The 18,415-nt window shown below is 23.1% G+C and carries 15 protein-coding genes; all 15 read right to left on the reverse strand.

What is annotated here, in order from left to right:
- Window positions 1-112 precede the first annotated feature (112 nt).
- The gene (locus GBZ86_RS02255) at window positions 113-2,161 is read right to left on the reverse strand and encodes an LTA synthase family protein (RefSeq protein WP_152887341.1); all 2,049 of its coding nucleotides are present in this window, start codon (window positions 2,159-2,161) and stop codon (window positions 113-115) included.
- Between the two features lie 261 nt (window positions 2,162-2,422).
- Window positions 2,423-3,058, reverse strand: a complete 636-nt coding sequence (locus GBZ86_RS02260) for an HAD-IB family hydrolase (RefSeq protein ID WP_152887343.1) — start codon at window positions 3,056-3,058, stop codon at window positions 2,423-2,425.
- Window positions 3,059-3,201: 143 nt separating this feature from the next.
- The gene (locus tag GBZ86_RS02265) at window positions 3,202-4,068 is read right to left on the reverse strand and encodes a decaprenyl-phosphate phosphoribosyltransferase (RefSeq protein WP_152887345.1); all 867 of its coding nucleotides are present in this window, start codon (window positions 4,066-4,068) and stop codon (window positions 3,202-3,204) included.
- Window positions 4,069-4,086: 18 nt separating this feature from the next.
- A complete protein-coding gene (locus GBZ86_RS02270) occupies window positions 4,087-5,679 on the reverse strand; it encodes a hypothetical protein (RefSeq protein WP_152887347.1) in 1,593 nt (530 codons plus the stop codon).
- A gap of 580 nt (window positions 5,680-6,259) precedes the next feature.
- Window positions 6,260-7,540, reverse strand: a complete 1,281-nt coding sequence (locus GBZ86_RS02275; RefSeq protein WP_152887349.1) for a glycosyltransferase family 39 protein — start codon at window positions 7,538-7,540, stop codon at window positions 6,260-6,262.
- Window positions 7,537-7,923: a DUF2304 domain-containing protein gene (locus GBZ86_RS02280; RefSeq protein ID WP_152887351.1), complete on the reverse strand. Its 387-nt coding sequence runs from the start codon at window positions 7,921-7,923 to the stop codon at window positions 7,537-7,539. Before GBZ86_RS02280 ends, GBZ86_RS02275 begins: the two co-directional genes overlap by 4 nt.
- On the reverse strand, window positions 7,923-8,627 hold the full coding sequence (locus tag GBZ86_RS02285) for a glycosyltransferase family 2 protein (protein WP_152887353.1): 705 nt from the start codon (window positions 8,625-8,627) through the stop codon (window positions 7,923-7,925). The genes GBZ86_RS02280 and GBZ86_RS02285 overlap by 1 nt, the downstream gene beginning before the upstream one ends.
- 94 nt (window positions 8,628-8,721) lie before the next feature.
- Complete coding sequence (locus tag GBZ86_RS02290; RefSeq protein ID WP_152887355.1) at window positions 8,722-9,054, reverse strand: EamA family transporter; 333 nt, start codon at window positions 9,052-9,054, stop codon at window positions 8,722-8,724.
- Complete coding sequence (locus GBZ86_RS02295) at window positions 9,047-9,397, reverse strand: EamA family transporter (RefSeq protein ID WP_152887357.1); 351 nt, start codon at window positions 9,395-9,397, stop codon at window positions 9,047-9,049. Before GBZ86_RS02295 ends, GBZ86_RS02290 begins: the two co-directional genes overlap by 8 nt.
- A gap of 87 nt (window positions 9,398-9,484) precedes the next feature.
- The gene (locus GBZ86_RS02300) at window positions 9,485-11,329 is read right to left on the reverse strand and encodes an LTA synthase family protein (protein ID WP_152887358.1); all 1,845 of its coding nucleotides are present in this window, start codon (window positions 11,327-11,329) and stop codon (window positions 9,485-9,487) included.
- Between the two features lie 324 nt (window positions 11,330-11,653).
- The gene (locus tag GBZ86_RS02305; RefSeq protein WP_152887360.1) at window positions 11,654-13,255 is read right to left on the reverse strand and encodes a hypothetical protein; all 1,602 of its coding nucleotides are present in this window, start codon (window positions 13,253-13,255) and stop codon (window positions 11,654-11,656) included.
- A gap of 176 nt (window positions 13,256-13,431) precedes the next feature.
- Window positions 13,432-15,249: an LTA synthase family protein gene (locus GBZ86_RS02310; protein WP_152887381.1), complete on the reverse strand. Its 1,818-nt coding sequence runs from the start codon at window positions 15,247-15,249 to the stop codon at window positions 13,432-13,434.
- A 94-nt stretch (window positions 15,250-15,343) separates the two neighbouring features.
- A complete protein-coding gene (gene nadC / locus GBZ86_RS02315; protein WP_234885107.1) occupies window positions 15,344-16,177 on the reverse strand; it encodes a carboxylating nicotinate-nucleotide diphosphorylase in 834 nt (277 codons plus the stop codon).
- Window positions 16,164-17,483 (reverse strand): L-aspartate oxidase, encoded by a 1,320-nt coding sequence (locus tag GBZ86_RS02320; protein ID WP_152887365.1) that lies wholly within the window; start codon window positions 17,481-17,483, stop codon window positions 16,164-16,166. Before GBZ86_RS02320 ends, nadC begins: the two co-directional genes overlap by 14 nt.
- A 1-nt stretch (window position 17,484) precedes the next feature.
- Window positions 17,485-18,399 (reverse strand): quinolinate synthase NadA, encoded by a 915-nt coding sequence (gene nadA, locus GBZ86_RS02325; protein ID WP_327443694.1) that lies wholly within the window; start codon window positions 18,397-18,399, stop codon window positions 17,485-17,487.
- Between the last annotated feature and the right edge of the window lie 16 nt (window positions 18,400-18,415).

Below are 18,415 nucleotides of genomic sequence, written 5' to 3' on the forward strand. Positions count from 1 at the left end.
ATATAAATACGTCTTTTTTATTATTTACATTTAATTTTTATAACATATTTTAAATTATAAATAGATAAAAAATATCTTGTTCTATTTAGTAATTTTTCATGTAAAATTTAATTTATTTTATGGAATTTGATTTACTTAACACTTTGTTATATTTTCCAATTTGGCCTACACTTAGGTTTTTCACTTCTTCTTTACACTCATAAGAAACTAAAGTATTTTCATCTATAAATTTTGTTGGGATAATTTTCCCATCAATTAAAATACTACTTTTATACGTAAAGTTTTCTCCTTTTACTATAAGAACACCTTTATCTATATAGCGTTTTTCTACTTTAATATCATTTATTCCCATATGTAAATTACTCTTTTTATAAGGATTACTATTATTAAAAATATATTTATCTCCGAATAATAAATCATATTGAATATCTTGTAACTCTTCTTTATAGTTAGATTTATTACCATATATTTTATGAAAATTAGGCATTATGCCACCATTAATTTTTATTAAATCTAAAAGATAAGTTGACAATTGATATGCCTCTAAGTTTTTTGTAATATTAGGTAATCCAATATTATTCCAAATAACATATTGTGCTTCATATTTTTCAGTGCTATTTATAGATGAATTATCTCTATTTATTACTTCTAATGAAGGTAAATGATCTGAAAACATTAAAACAACTGTAGGTTCTTTTAAATTATTTAAATAATCTATTAATTCTCCTATATATTCATCAACGCCTTTTAATTTATTAAAATATGATTGTAATTGACTTATTGCCAATGGTGTTAAAGATTTATCTTTCACTATAAAATCTTCATTAGTTAAATTATCTGCATATCCTCCATGACTTTCTACTGTTATATTATATATAAATTGTGGTTTTTCTTGTTTAAGTAATTCTTCCATTGGTTGTAAATTTATCATATCTTCTGGATACATATCTTGTCCTTCACTTTTTTCACTTGGCTTGTCCATATATTCCATAGAAATATAATTATTAAATCCTAAATTAGGATATACTATATCTCTATCATAAAAATTTCCTATATAATTATGAACAACTGAAGATTCATATCCATGTTCATCTAAAATATATGCTAAACTTTCTACAGGTTGTTTTTTTAAAATATTATTATTTGGAATTTCTCCAATTGGTAAAAAATCCGTTGTAAATCCTGTTAACACTTCAAATTCTGATCTTACAGTTCCACCTCCATAAGTTGGTACATTAACTATTCCATGAGGATAACTATTATATAATTTTCTATAGTTTTTTAAAACATCATTAGTTATTTTTATTTCTGAAAGTATTTTAGGATCCATAAAAGACTCTAATTGAATTATAATAACATTTGGTTTTTCATTATCATAATCATTTGCTATTCCATTTTCATTAAACGCTAATATATTGTATTCATTTAATTCTTCACCAATCTTTTCTATGGATTTCTTATTATAGTCTTTTGGCTTATCTACTTTAAATCCAGAAGCTGTTTCAAGAAATGAGTACATAAATCCATTGTGACTATAACTTGAAGGTATATCCCAAGGAAAGCTTACTTTTTTATTTGTTTTATCTAAATATAAAATATAACTATTAGCAAAAATGAAAGAAACTACTGTTAATATTACTCCATATATATTTATGTATTTGTTTATTGTCTTTTTTCCTAAATTATTATGTTTTTCTGTTTTCCAAAGTGTAACTAATAATAATATTATTATTATTATTCCAACTAAAATAGGTACTATAATTTCTTTATTTAAATACTTTTTAGCTATTATTAATCCTTCCTTTATTGAATAAATATCTGCCCATATAAATGGAGTACCTCTAAATTTAATCATAACCCCACTTAATAAAGAAGCCATAAGAATTATACTACTTATAATTAAATAAAGTGCTCGTCCTTTTTTAAATATAAAAGCACTAGCAGTTGCTGTTAAAACTATAAGATAATTTGTTATGAACATTTTAAAATTATTTTCTAAATAATATGTTAAAGAATCTAAATTTCCTCTTTGAAGTAATTCTGATGCTAAAGTTATAACTACTCCAAAGATTAACCATATAATTATATTGATTATTTTATTTGTGGGCTTTAATTTTTTTTCATTAAATTTTCTATTTTTCTTTTCTTTCTTTATTGACATTCATTATCACCTCATTTTAATACTATTGTAATTTTGTTTTGTATATTGTAACCTAAAATTAAAATTTTTTCTATATTTCAAATTTAATTTTTATATTGTTAATTTTCATAATAAAAAACATGATTTTTTCAAATTAATTGAACAAATCATGTTTTTATTTTAAATTTAAAGTTCCTTATACTTTTTTAAATGAAAATTCTCCTAATTTACCTAATAAAATCATCATAAAAAATTAAAAAACAAAATCTAAGCATAAATCTCCTATTTCCATTTTAATATTTCATATACATTATGAGTAGATTTATAATTTATTAAATAAGCCTTATCTACTAAATTAAACATTGGGATATCTGATAAAGAATCTGAATATGCTACTGAATTTTTTTTATCTATTTCATATCCGCATTCTTTTAAATGATAAGTTATTCTTTTTACTTTTTCTTCTCCTTTGCAATTTTCACCTACTATTTCATTTAAAAATTTTTCTTCCTTCTTTTTTAGTTTTGTTCCTATAACAAAATCCACTACATCCTCTTCTTCAAAATATTTCAAATAACATTCTGGAGATGCTGACACTAAAAGTATGTAATAGCCTTTTGCTTTTAATTTGTTCATCTCTTCAATAGCAGAAGCAAACATTTTTGTTCTTATACTTATATCATAAAAATCTTTTAAATCTATTTCATTTAAGTAATTTAATGTGAAAAAAGTTTTTTCTTTTGCCTTCTTAGTAGTAATCATTCCTAACTTATAACTAACTAAAGTAAAAAATAATGAGGGAAGATTAATAGTGGATTTCGGGTATTTTTTTACTGTATACTTTAATAAATGAAACATAGAATCTCCTTTAATTAAAGTTTTGTCAATATCAAATAATGCAACTTTTATTTTCTTCATATTTCCTCCTAATATAAAAAAATCTATTTAAACTTTACTAAAATATTATACTAAAAATTATTTCAAAAATTAAAAATAAGCAGAGTATACTTCTGCTTATTTTTTTGTGCTCATTAATTTAAATTTCAATTATTAATTAAATTTTATCTAAAAAACATTAATATAGCTCCACTTGTAACAGCCCATACTAATACATTAATTATTATACTCTTATCTGTTAAAACTGTTTCCGTTGGACTTCCACCTTCACCTTTTTTAACTATTAAATATTTATATCTAAACAATCCATAAACCACAAATAAATTTGTAATCATCATATATTTATGATCATATGCCATAAAAGTATACATAGCATATGAAATTATAGTACAAGTCATTGATACATTAGTAAAATCATTTAATAATTCTGATGAATACTCATCTAATATTTTTCTATGCTCATTAGCTTTTCCTTCTAATTTTACAAGTTCATTAGCTCTTTTCTCAAAACCTAAAAATAATGATATTGAGAAAGTACATAATAATATCCAACTTGAAAGTGATACATCTATAGCAATACCTCCTGCTAAAATTCTCAATAAAAACCCTATAGCAATTGATATTACATCTAATATAACTACATGTTTAATTTTAAATGAATATATTATGTTATTTATTAAATATAATAATAATACTCCAAATACTAATTTATTTATTAAAAATCCTCCACCTAAGCTTATAACTAATAATATTATCATTGCAATTACGGCTTCTCTTGGCATTACTGCTCCACTAGCAATTGGTCTAAATTTTTTCTTTGGATGTACTCTATCTTTTTCTACATCTAAAATATCATTCATTATATATACAGTTGAAGATATGAAACAAAATAATATAAAAACTATTATTGATGTTATAACCTTATTTAAATCAAAGAAACTGTATGAAAATAATAATCCTCCAAAAACAAAGAAATTTTTAATCCACTGTTTTGGCCTCATTAATTTAAAAATATTTTTTAATAAAGTCATTTTTTCACCTACTTAATTTTAATTTAAAATATAATCAATATTGTATTCCTTTGCTTTATTTTCATAACTATATTGAAAATTATCTTTAGTTATTTTTATTGGTTGCTTTTGCTCAAAAATATGTGCTTTTATTAATGTTGACTGCTCTAGTTTATATTCAGCTGTATATGGTATAATCATAACTGAATTTATAAACAATAAAACTATCATTAAATATCCTAATAATTTTACATATATTTTTTTATTTATTGCTAATAATCCTGATACTAGAACTGGAAAAAGCCATATATATGCTACATATCTTGCCCACCAAAACTCTCCTCCATATAAAGTTACTGATATTAATCCTATTAATGCCAATATAGAAGTAGTTTGTATTTTTCTATTTTTACATATAATTATAAGTAAGATCACTAAAATTAAACTAATAGGCAAAAATATTGTTGAATATATACCAAAACCTCTTACTCTTGGATCTACTCCAGCATAAAACTTATAAACATTTTTATCTACTTTAAACATATCCTTTCCTGTTATAATATTGCCCTTATAATTTTCATTAGTTGGATATGCTAATAATGATTCATATGCCTTTCTAAACTCACTATCAAATCTAAAATTTTCTGGTGTATTAGGTGTCATAATATCAATTTTATCTTCACCTGATAAAGGATATAACGGATTTCCTTTATTTATTGTATTAGTTATATAAGGATTAAATCCAATTACTCCTACAGTTATTACTAAACTAATTAAAAGAAATGCAAATATTCTTAGCTTTTTCTTTGCTTTAGCTGTAAGCAATACATATATAAAATACATTCCTAATATTCCACCTGCATATGCTAAGCCTGTAAATTTAATATTACACATAAATATAGCTATATTAAACATTGAAAAATATTTAAAATATGTAAGTCCATCAGTAAATATAATTAAGTATAAAATCATTAATAAAAATAAAATATAACATCCTAATAAAGAATCTACATAATAAGTAAAAGACTGTCCTATATTAACTGGATTAATTACTAATAAAATTGCTAATATACTAGATAAAACTATTTTTTTCTTTGTAATAATGTAAAAAACCCCAAAAGAAAAAACTCCTAAAATTAATGGAATTAATACTGATAATATTTTTCCTGACTCAATATGACCTGTTATTTTAGCAATAGTTGCTGCAAAAATCCAAGGTGCTTTTGCATAATGATTTACCCATAAATTAATAGAATCATTATTAGATTCATAAAATGGATTCCATCCATTAATTAATCTAATTACTCCTTCTTGATGATATGCTAAAGAATCATAACTATAATCCCATATTAAGTTACACCCAATAGAAATTCCTATATTTACAATATAAAAACTTATTAATATGACTATTAATAAACTCCAATTTATATCTTTATTATTTTTTTTAAAAGCTAATTTTATAAACAATATTGCTATTAATGGAAATATTAAGAAGTTAATTTTAGTTATTGGAATTTTAAAAATAAATAGTACTGAACTTCCTACAAAAATACTTCCTATCATAGCTAAAAATATTAAAGATACTAAAATAAAATAATATGATAATTTAAAATCATCTAATTTATTTTTCATTATTATTCTCCTAAAAATATATATTTTATAATGATTATTTATTTATAATTTTTTTAGGAACTTTATTTATACTTTTAATAAAGTTTTCAAATTATCAATTAATTTTTGATAAAATTATATACTACTGAAAATCTAAATGCATAGTCTAAAAACTAAATTTAGGACTATATTTAAATAAAATCTTTTTATATAGTCCAAAATTTCATTTTAAATATATATTCTAAGCTATAAATAATTCCTAAAATATTCTCTTTAAATTTCTAATTTTTTCTTTAGTTTATCTATAATAGGTTTTTGAAAACTTATTTTTTAAATTATTTATTTTTAAATAAATATTTTCAGTTTCTATGTTTATGTCATAATTATCGTGAAATACTTACCACTTATAGAAGTGAAAGCTTCCTTTAATACCGTATAATCTACAGTACTACAAGTTTACCACTTGTTGTTGAAAACCTGCATTAGTATTATAACTTAATTGATAAGAAATTTCTTCCAGAAATATTTTATATTTCCAGCAAGCTATTATGTTCATTCATCTCATCATTTATAAAAATTGAAAAATTCTCTCAAATTTTAGTTAAACTAATGCTTTTGTAATTTCATCACCATTTTTTCTTAATGATAGTATTATATTAAATATATAAGCAGCTCCTATAATAAAACAAAACATATTAGGATATCCATATCTATCAAAAGTTATAAAAGGCCAATAAGTAACAGTATTAATAACTAAAAATAATAATAACATTCGTGCTTTTTTATTCTTTGTTATTAGCATTGCTAAAATTCCTAATACTCCCATAACTAAATAAAATGAATGCTCTAATTGAGCTTCTATTGCACTTACTCCTAATATAGGTTTCCAATAATATGGTTGCCTATATAATTCTATAGTTTTACCTACAGTATGCCATAAAGCATATTTTATAGGTTCATTTTCAAAACTCTTTTTTAAAATAATGTTAGCTAACTTGCTCTGTTCCTCTTCTGATAAATATGCATTGTCTCTAAAATATTCTTTAAATTTATATTCTGGTGATATTTGATCCACAAAAGAGGGTTCTTGCCATCTAATAAGTGTTCCTAATAATTTAGGATTAGCAGAAGACTCAGTAAATAATACAAACTTTCCTGTTAATTTATAATTTCTAATCCACCATGGTGAAAACATTATAGCAAAAATAACAGCTACTATAGATGCATATTTTATCATATCTTTAACTTTATATTTTTTTACTATCCAATAAATTATTATAAAAAGAGGAAATGCTGCTGCATTAGGTCTTACCAAGCAAGTTGCCGCCCATATAATACCAGCAATTATATACCATTTAGTTTTATTTTCTTTTATTGCAATAATTGAAAGATAAAATAATAACAAATATAAAAACTTAAATAAAACCTCTGTTAAAATTAAATTGGCAGCAACATATTCTGGTAAGTAAATAGCTGTAAAGATAACTGCTATTATTCCTACCTTTTTATTAAATAATTCTCTTGAAATTAAATATATAATATATGCACTTATACACTGTAAAACCATTTGTGCTATTTTTATTCCTATAGTTCCCCAAATACCTGTTCCAAAAATTTTCATTATACCAACCATAAATAAAGGATACCCAGGCATAATAAATACACTTGATTCTAAACCGTGATAAACTAATTTATTTTCTTGTAATAATATTCTTGCTGTATTTAAATATCTTACATCATCATTATTTAATAAATTTGGATCACCTAGCAAAAAATAATTTCCATATTTTTTTGTTATTAATAATCCTAAAATAAACATAATTGTTATAATGAAGAATAAGCCAATAGCATATTTCTTTTCTTTTTCTAAAAAATATTTCATATTATCCTCTTTTCATCTATATTAATATCATCATTAATATCATCTACCTTTTCTATTTCTTCTTTTAATATTGAAATTTCTTGTGATATAGATATAACTTGATTTTTTATTTTTGATATAGCTACTGTTAATGTAAAAATAATTAATAATAAAAATGTTATTATTATTAAAAATAATGCATTAACTGGTGTTAATATATGTAAAGCTAATGATAAACCATTTAATATGCTTGGAAATAAACTAATTATAATAAATGTTAATGCTGTAAATAACCATGTTAGTGCATATTTTAATTCTACTTTTCCTTTACTTATCATATATACTATAAAACTTGTAAATATAAATGAACTTATAATCATTATTATTTGTAATATTTTATCCATTAATCTATACTCCTTATTTGTGTAAAGTATGAAAATAATATAGCTAATGTAACTTTAATCATATAATAAATAGATTTTAAAAAACTAATGGAAGATTCACCTTTTTCTCTTTCTTTCATTTTTACTGGAACTTCTTCTACTTTAAATCCATTTTTTATTAATGTTATTATAGTTTCAGGCTCTGGATAATCAGTAGGATAATTTTCAGCAAAAAATTTTATAACTTTTTTATTAGCTAATCTAAATCCGGAAGTTGCATCCGTTATATTTTTTCTGGTCAATAATTTTATTAAATAATAAAAAAACTTTATTCCCATTCTTCTAGTAAAAGTTGATTGAAATCCTTCTTTTTTTATAAATCTAGAACCTATTACTAAATCATATCCTTCATCAAGCTTTTCTTTTAATTTATAAATATAAGCAGGATCATGCTGACCATCACCATCAACTTGTATTGCATATTTGTACCCTTTTTTATAAGCATATTTATATCCTGCCTGCACTGCTCCACCTATTCCAAGATTGCATGGAAGATCTAAAATATTAACATTCATTTGTCTTGCTATTTCATAAGTTTTATCTTTTGAACAGTCATTAACTATTAAAATATCAAAATTTTCATTAACTTCTCTTATTCTTTTAATTAATTTACTTATATTTTTTTCTTCATTAAAACATGGAATTATTAATAATATTTTATCCATAAATATCACTTCCTTTTTAAATTTAATCTAATATAAATCAATGTTTTATATTAATTTTAATGTATTTGTAATATTACAAATTATAAATTATATTTTATATAGCAATAAATATGGAACCAATAGTTATTAAAATTACTCCTATTATTTTATTTAAATTTATTTTTTCTTTTAACATTATTTTTGAAATTATCATAGTCCATATGTATGTCATTGCCGTTAATGGCACAACTATACTGTAAGGTAAAAATTTAAGTACAAATATATTTAATAAAGCTGCTGTTACATATAATATTCCTCCAATGTATAACCTCCAATTTAAGAATAAGCTTTTTATGTCAATTAAATATTCCGCTCCTTTTTTAAAGAAAAACCCTCCTAATGAACCTATAAAAGTCATTAAAGGAAATATTATATAAATACTATGCATTTTTTCCTCCTCTAGTAATAAAGATAACTCCTAAAATTATAATTATAACTCCTAAAAATTGAACAATAGTTATTTGTTCCTTTAAAAAAATTTTTCCATTTAATAATGCAAATATATATCCTACACACATAATAGGATGTAAAACTGATAATTCTCCAAATTTTAATGCTATTATCATTGAAATAGCACCTATTCCATATAATACAAAACCTAAAAATAAACTTATTAGTAAAACTTTTTTGTTTTGGTTATTTACTCCTATTTTCCAAAACAACTGACCAAAAGAGGTACATAAAGCTGACATTATTATTAAGCCAACTCCTTTTAATAAATTGCTATTCATAAAAACTCCTATTCTTATATAATATTTATTTGTATCAAATTATACATAATATCATTGTTATTTACAATAATTTACTTACAAAATATATTAATTATTATCTTTGTTTTTTGTATTATTTTGTAAATAATTGCTTTTTATTAAATCTTCATTAACAGAAAACATATCATCTAGGTGTTTTTGCTCATTTTTATTTTTTACTTTACCTTTAACTTGTCCCCCTGATGTTAATGTAGCATCTTTATTAGTATTCAACAAATTCCTTCCAATAGCTGTATTTTCAAACTCATATTTATCAATTCCCAATAAATAACTTATAGTAGGTAGTACATCTACTAATCCACCATTTTTCTTTATAACTTCACCTTTTATTGATGGATTAAATATAAATAATGGAACTTTCAACTCATCTTTAAGCCACCAATTTCCTTGAAAATTTAAATCTTTTACGTCAGCTTGATAATATTTATTTAATCCACCATGATCTCCATAAATCACCACAAGAGTATTTTCTAGTTGTCCATTTTCCTTTATTTGTTTTAAAAATTTTCCTAATTGCTTATCAGTGTATCTTACACTTTCTAAATATCCACCTAAATAACTTTTATCAATTTTTTCTGGTAAATTTAAATCTCTATATTGTTCTGGAATATTAAAAGGACCATGACTTGTAAGAGTGGTCATAAATAAATAAAATGGTGATTTTACAAATTTAAGCTTTTCAGCAACTTGATTAAAAAATGATCTATCACTTAACCCTAATCCTATAACTTCATCTAATTTATATTCGTTAACATCCCAAATCTTATCTGCTCCAAAAGCTTTATGTGTTTCTATCCAATTCCAATTCCCTCCTGGTTCTGCATGAGTTGATATGGTTGTATACCCTTTCTTTTCTAACATTATTTGTAAGGTATTTTGTTTTTTCCAAGGATAACTTAATACATATTTTTCTTTTCTTAAAGGTAATAATCCTGTATTAACCATTAATTCAGCATCTGATGTAGTTCCCATTCTATTTTGCTCAAAAATATTTTCAAAATATAGTGAATGTTTTAATAAACTATTTAAAGTAGGTGTAATCTCTTTTCCATTAACAGATTTCCCCACAACCATATTTTCTAAAGATTCCCATTGTATTATAAGTAAATTTTTCCCTTCAAACATATTTTTATACTTATTATCCGATAAATTTTCTTTATTATTTTCAAACCAAGTTTTTATCTCTTCTTTTCTGTCTTTTGAAAGCTTTTTTGTAGCTGTTGAATATTTAAATATATCATATTCATGATATCCTATTGGTCCTAAATCATCCATGGTTGATTTTATATACCATGATAAGTTAAATAAACTAAGCCTTCCATTGGTTACATCTTTTATGTCAACCAAATAATGAGATGTAAAAATTAAAGATATACATATTATAAATGATACTATAAAAGTTTTAATACTTCTCTTTTTTTCTTTATCTTTATAAAATAATATCAATAATATTACAATGGGTATTAATATTATTAAATCTAAAAATAAAGCAATATCTATTCTTTTTAAATCAAAAATATGCTTGTCCATAGGATTAAATAAATCTGTATTAAATAGTTGTCTTAAAGATACAAAATTTTCATAAACTCTATAACGCATTAAATCAATTAATAATAATAAACTCACAAAAAAATCTACTATAACTAAATATATATATCTTCCCTTTTCTTTAAAAAGAAAAATTCCCGTTGCTAAAAAAGCTGGAAATAACAAATGAATTATTATTTTATAAAAATCTCCATATGAATAATTTAAATTTAATGACATGGCATTAGGTGAATTTAATATTCCCATAAATATCATTGCTTTAAATTGTAATAAAATTATTAAAAATAAAAATGTAAAATATTTATTTAATAGAATTTTTTTTATTGGTATAGTTATTTTTTTCATATAAAATTACCTTTCTTCTTTTTAATTTATCTAATAGTTTCTTTAATTTTATATTTTATGAAATTAAAATATTTTTTCATCTTCTTATTTTAAAAATTATATAAATCTATTCCATATTTCTCCCTAAATCAAACATGCTAATTATATCACAAATTTCCATTAATATACTACTATACACTTATAAATTAAATCTCAAAACTTCAAATTATTATCTACAATTAATTTCCTATATATTTAAATAAAAAAACTTTATCCTAGAAGTATTAAATTTAACTCTAGCAATAAAGTTTTAACTATCTAATTAACTTAAATAATAATTTTTATTTAGTTTATTTCTTTTATAATATAAGAAATATGGTATTCTTCAGCCTTATTAACTTTACTATATTTAAATTTATCATTTAATATTTCTATTGGTTTAGATATACTAAAGAAATATTCTCTTGAATCCTTACCTTTTTTTATTTTATATTTTAATGATGGAATTAATGTAATTGAATTAATAAATAATAAAACTAATAAAAAGCTTCCAGAAATTTTTATAATATTTTTTTTATTTATACAGCATAAAATTGCTGTTAATACTGGAAATATCCATGTAAAAGCCATATATCTAGCCCACCAAAATTCACCACCATATAAAGTTATCCCTATTAAACCAATTAAACATAATATAGACACTATTTTAACTTTTTTATTTTTACTTATTATTAATAATATACACATTAAAAGCAATGTTATAGGAAAAAATATAGGTGAATAAATTCCAAATCCTCTGACTCTAGGATCTGTGTTTGAGTAATATTTTATCACATCTTCATTTAATACAAACATATCTTTTAAATCTGTCCTATTTCCATATATGTTTTCATCTATAGGATATGCAATTAATGACTTAATTAACTTATTAAACTCATTATCATATCTAAACTCAGAGGGTATATTATCAGTCATTATATCAATTTTTTCTTTACCAGCAAGTGGATATAAAGGATTTCCTTTATTTATTATATTAGTTATATAAGGATTAAAGCCTACTATTCCTACAGTTATTATTAAGCTTATTAATAAAAAGTTAAATACTTTTATTTTTTTATTATTTTCTTTTGTTATAAACACATATATTAAATACATTCCTAATATTGCTATACTATAAGCTAATCCTGTAAACTTTATATTACTCAAGAAAATAGCTATATTGAATAATGAAAAATATTTAAAATATTTAAAACCCTTAGTAAAAATAATTAAATATAAAATCATTAATAAAAATATTATATAACACCCTTGCTGTGAATCCACATAATAAGTAAAAATTTGACTTATATTTACTGGATTCATTATCAATATTAATGCTCCTATTGAAGATAAAAATATTCTTCCTTTAGTTATTAAATAAAATATTGCAAAAGATAAAAATCCACTTATTATTGGTAATAAAACTGATAAAATTTTTCCCGTTTCTATATATCCTGTTATTTTACATATAGTAGCGGCAAATATCCAAGGTGCTTTTGCATAATGATTTACCCATATATTTATATCCTTAGGTTGCCATTCATAAAAAGGGTTCCAATCTTTAGCTAAACGTACAATCCCTTCTTGATGATACCATAAAGAGTCATAACTATAATCCCAAATATAATTACATACTATAGCTAAAATTCCACTAATAAGAAAAAAACTTAATAACGTAAATATTAAAAATGTCCAACTTATCTTTTCATTATCTTTTTTAAAAAGATATTTTATTACAACTATAGCTATTATAGGAAATATTAAGAAATTTATTCGAGTTATTGGTATTTTAAATATAAATAAAAAACTACTCCCTAAAAAAACACTTCCTATTATACATAAAAATATTAAAGATACTAATATAATATAATAGGTAATTTTATTTTTTTTTAAACTTAAATCATTCATAAAATTTAATTCTACCTGTTGCTAATACTTTACAAATCTTATATGAAATTAAATTCTATTATATTTATAAAGTTTATTAAAACAACTACCCCTTTTTTTGTATTTTTAAATATAGCAACTAAAAAATTAGAGATTATAGCAAAACACTATAATCTCTAAAGTATTGCTTATTATAATTATTGACCATAATTTTTAAAATAATTACCTTCAATAATTAAATCTGCAACATGAAATGCTTTATTCCAATGTACTTCTTCTTCTTCAGTAGGATTTCCTTTAATCTCACCATTATTTAAAATAGTTGAATCTTTATTAGTATTTACTAAAACCCTTCCCATAGATGTATTATCAAATACATTTCTATCATTTCCTAATAAATATAATATTGTAGGAAGTATATCTACTTTTCCACCATTTTTCTCTATTACTGTTCCTTTAGTAAATGGATTATATATTAACAGTGGTACTTTTTTATGATTGTCTCTCCACCAATCTCCTTCTAATGGAGCCTGTTGAGTTTCTTCATCATAAAATTTATGAACTCCACAATGATCTCCATAAATCATTACTACAGTATTATCTAACTGACCATTTTTCTTTAAAGTCTCAATGAAATTTCCAATCATTTCATCAGTATATCTTATACTTTGAAAATATGCACCCAATATATTTTCATCTAATTCTTTAGGTAGCTTTAAAAATTTCTTATCTTCTGGCATTTCAAATGGCCCGTGACTAGTTAATGTAGGGAAGAATAAATAAAATGGATCCTTTTCATTTTTTATTTTTTCTGATATTTGCTTCATATAAGAACCATCTGAAAGTCCTAATCCAATTTTCTCATCTAAATTAAAACTTGATTCATCCCATACAGTTTTAGCTTTGAAAGCCTTATGTGCTTCTGACCAGTTCCAATTACCTGGTATTTCAGCATGAGTTGAAATACTATTATAACCTTCTTTACTTAATATCATCTGTAAAGTATTATATGTTGTCCAAGGATAAGTAAAGAAAGTACTACCTTCTCTTATTGGAAAAACAGATGTATTTACTAATAAATCTGCATCTGAACTAGTGCCTGAATTATTTTGCTCATAAAAATTATTAAAATATAAACTATTTTTCATAAGTCTATTTAAGTTTGGAGTTATTTCTTGACCATAAACCTTTTCATTTAAAACAAAGTTTTCTAAAGATTCAACCTGTACTGCAATAACATTTTTACCTTTATACATTCCTTTATATTCATTATCTGGTATATCTTCTTTATTTTCATTTATCCAACTTTGTATTTCTTCTACTTCTTGGGGATCTAATGTTTTATGTTTTGTACCATAATAATATAAGTCATAAAAATGGAATCCTAAAGGGCTCATATCTCCATAAGTTTGAAAAGGGGCCCATGCAATCCTAAAGAAATTATAGTTATCATTATTTCCTTTAATATCTATATAATAATGTGTAAAGCCAACAGTAAATGCACTTATTAAAAATACAACTGTAAAACTTAAAATTCTACATTTTTTACTTATAACTGTTTTTATATATTTTATTTTAGTAAATTTCCATATTAAAAATGCTACTATAAAATCTACAAAAAAATAAATATCTGTGAATGAAAAATTCCATAAGCTTTTTCCCGTAGGGTTAAAAATTTCTGGATGAAGTAAATGTCTTATGGAAATAAAATTTGTATTTGCTCTATAGTACATTATGTCTACTAAAAATAATAAACTAATTATAAAGTCTACTATAAGAGCATATCTATATCTTCCTTTTTCCTTAAATAAATACATAAAACTAAAAATCAAAGTAATTACAGCTATATGCGCCCATATTGGTGGTTTCATAAAATATGCTCTTGAATAATCAAAAGTTAAAGAACCAGAAGTTCTAAGCATACCTAATAATATTGTAGACTTAAATTGAATTATAGCTACCATAACTATAAATAGCCAATTGTCTTTAACAAAGTTTTTTAACATTTTTTTCATGTTATTTTGCTTCATATTGTTACTCACTTTCTTATAATAAATCTTTAGTTATTAAATAACTTTTTTATTATATCATTAGTTATACCATAATTTATTAAATTATAATTAAATTTTTTAAAGAAAAATCTAAAATTGGAGCTGAATGAGTTAAAGCACCACATGATATATAATCTACACCTGTTTTTGAAATTTCTTTCAAATTATCTTTACTTACATTTCCAGAACATTCAGTTAATGCTCTTTTATTTACTATTTTTACTGCCTTTTTCATAGTTTGCAAACTCATATTATCTAACATAATAATATCTGCTCCTGCCTCTATTGCTTCTTCTAACATTTCTAAATTTTCTACTTCAACCTCTATTTTTCTAACAAAAGAAGCATCTTCCTTAGCTAAAAGTATAGCTTTTTTAATGCCTCCAGCAGCTCCAATATGATTATCTTTAATTAAAATTCCATCTGATAAATTATATCTATGATTATATCCTCCCCCAACTTTTACTGCATATTTTTCAAAAATTCTCATATTAGGAGTTGTTTTTCGTGTATCTAAAAGCTTAGTTTTTGTTCCTTCTAACTCTTTTACAAAACTATTAGTATAAGTAGCTATTCCACTCATTCTTTGCAAATAATTTAAAGCTGTTCTTTCACCTATTAATATACTTTTTACACACCCAATTAAAATTCCTATAACATCACCTTTTTTTATTTTATCTCCATCTTTAAAGTTAGATTTAAAATTAACTTGTCCAATTTTTTCAAATACCCTTTTAAATACTTCAATGCCAGCTAATATTCCATCTTCTTTACATATCAACTGTGCTTGTCCTAAAATATCATTTTCTTTAATGATAGCATTGGTAGTTATATCTTCACTACTTATATCTTCTTTTAATGCATTTATTATATATTCATCAATATTTGCCATGTTTAAGCCACTTATCATAAAATTTTTCATCCTTTCTTTTTATTTCATTTATTATTAAATTATTATTAATAGTCAATGAATCTTTATATTCTTTATTTTCTATATTCTTTATATTTAATTCAGTATTATTAATTTTTTTATTATTTAATAAGTTTGCAACTCGTTTTGCAAATACAGCAGCTTCTAATAAAGAATTACTTGCCAATCTATTTGCTCCATGAACGCCAGTACAACTTGTTTCCCCTATTGCATACAAATTATTCATAGAAGTTTGTCCATTTAAATCTACTTCTATTCCGCCCATAAAATAATGTTGAGCTGGTGTTACTGGTACTACTGTTTTGGTTATATCATATCCTTCTTCTAAGCAAGCTTTATATATATTAGGGAATCTATTTTTTATTTCTTTACTACCTAAATGAACAATTGATAAATATACACAAGAGCTATTAAATTTTTTCATTTCTTCAGCTATTTTTTCACTCACTACATCTCTTGGTAATAATTCATTAACAAACCGTTCACCTTTAGGATTTAAAAGCCATCCACCTTCTCCTCTTACAGCTTCTGATATCAAAAATCTTCTTCCTGATTTCTTTGTATATAATGCTGTAGGATGTATTTGTATATAATTAATATTTTTTATATTTATATTATTTTTTATAGCTATTGCAATTCCATCACCTTTTATATGAGTTTTATTAGTTGAATTTAAAAATAAACCTCCAATTCCACCAGTAGCTAATACTACATTATTTGAATAAATCATATTTTTTTCATTATTAAAATTTACAACTATTCCAATACATTGCTCACAATTTTTTTCTTTACTTTTATTTTTTATAATATCTACCATCTCACAATATTCTCTAATATAAAGATTTTTTTTAGACTTTATTTTTAAAATCAACTTTTCAACTATTTCTTTACCAGTAACATCTTTATAATGAAGAATTCTTCTTATACTATGTGCACCTTCCTTGGTATATTTCAATTCATCATTTTCTTTTTCAAACTGAACCCCATAATTTATTAATTTTTTTATTATATTTTGTGATTCATTAATCATAACTTTAACAGCTTCTAAATTATTTTCATATCTTCCAGCTTTCATTGTATCTTCAAAATACAAATTAAAATCTTCTTTATACCTTAATACAGCTATTCCCCCTTGAGCTAAAGATGAATTACTATTTTCTAAAGAATCTTTAGTTAAAAGTAACACTTTTAAACTATCACTTAGTTCCAAGCAACAATATAGTCCTGCAATGCCACTTCCTACTACTATAACATCATATCTATCCATCTTATCTTCCTAACTCATGCATTTTCTCTAAAGATTTAACTGCCTTCATTTCAATGTGTTTTTCTAAAAGTATTTCAGGAGTTAATGTATTTAAGGCGTTATATACTGCTTCTAATGTTATTTTTTTCATATCTGGGCATATCTGCTCTGGAATTACACTATGAAATTTTTTAAAAGGATTCTTTGTTATTAATTCATGTAATATTCCCATTTCAGTACATATAATAAATTCATCACCCTCACTTTTTGTAGCATAATCTATTATTCCAGAGGTACTTCCTATAAAACTAGCTAATTCTAAAACTTCTAATTTACATTCAGGATGTACTAATATTTCAGCATTTTTATGAACTTCCTTTACCTTTAAAATATCATCTTTTTTAAGATTTTGATGAATAGGACAATACCCTTCATTAAATATAAAATTTTTATTTGGTAATTTTGTTGCTAAATATCTTCCTAAGTTATTATCAGGAATAAAATATATATTCTTTTCTTTCAAATTTTTCACTATATTATAAGCATTTGATGAAGTTACACAAACATCTGAAAAACCCTTAATTTCAGCTGTTGAATTTATGTAACAAACTACTGCTAAATCATCATAATTGGTCTTAATTTCATTAACTTTTTCTTCATTAACCATAAAAGCCATAGGACACTTAGCATCTAAAGTAGGTACTATTACTTTTTTATGTGGGCTTAAAATTTTTGCACTTTCTCCCATAAAACTTACCCCACAAAATAAAATTATATTTTCTTTTCTATCTTTCGCTATTTTACTTAAATAATAAGAATCACCAACAAAATCTGCTAGTTCTTGAATAATTCCATCAACATAATAATGTGCTAATATTAAAATTCCCTTTTCTTCTTTTAGTATTTTAATTCTTTCAATCAACTCTCCCTTAAACACTTTTTTTCCCCCTATA

The organism is Clostridium tarantellae (assembly GCF_009295725.1).
Classification (GTDB): domain Bacteria; phylum Bacillota; class Clostridia; order Clostridiales; family Clostridiaceae; genus Sarcina; species Sarcina tarantellae.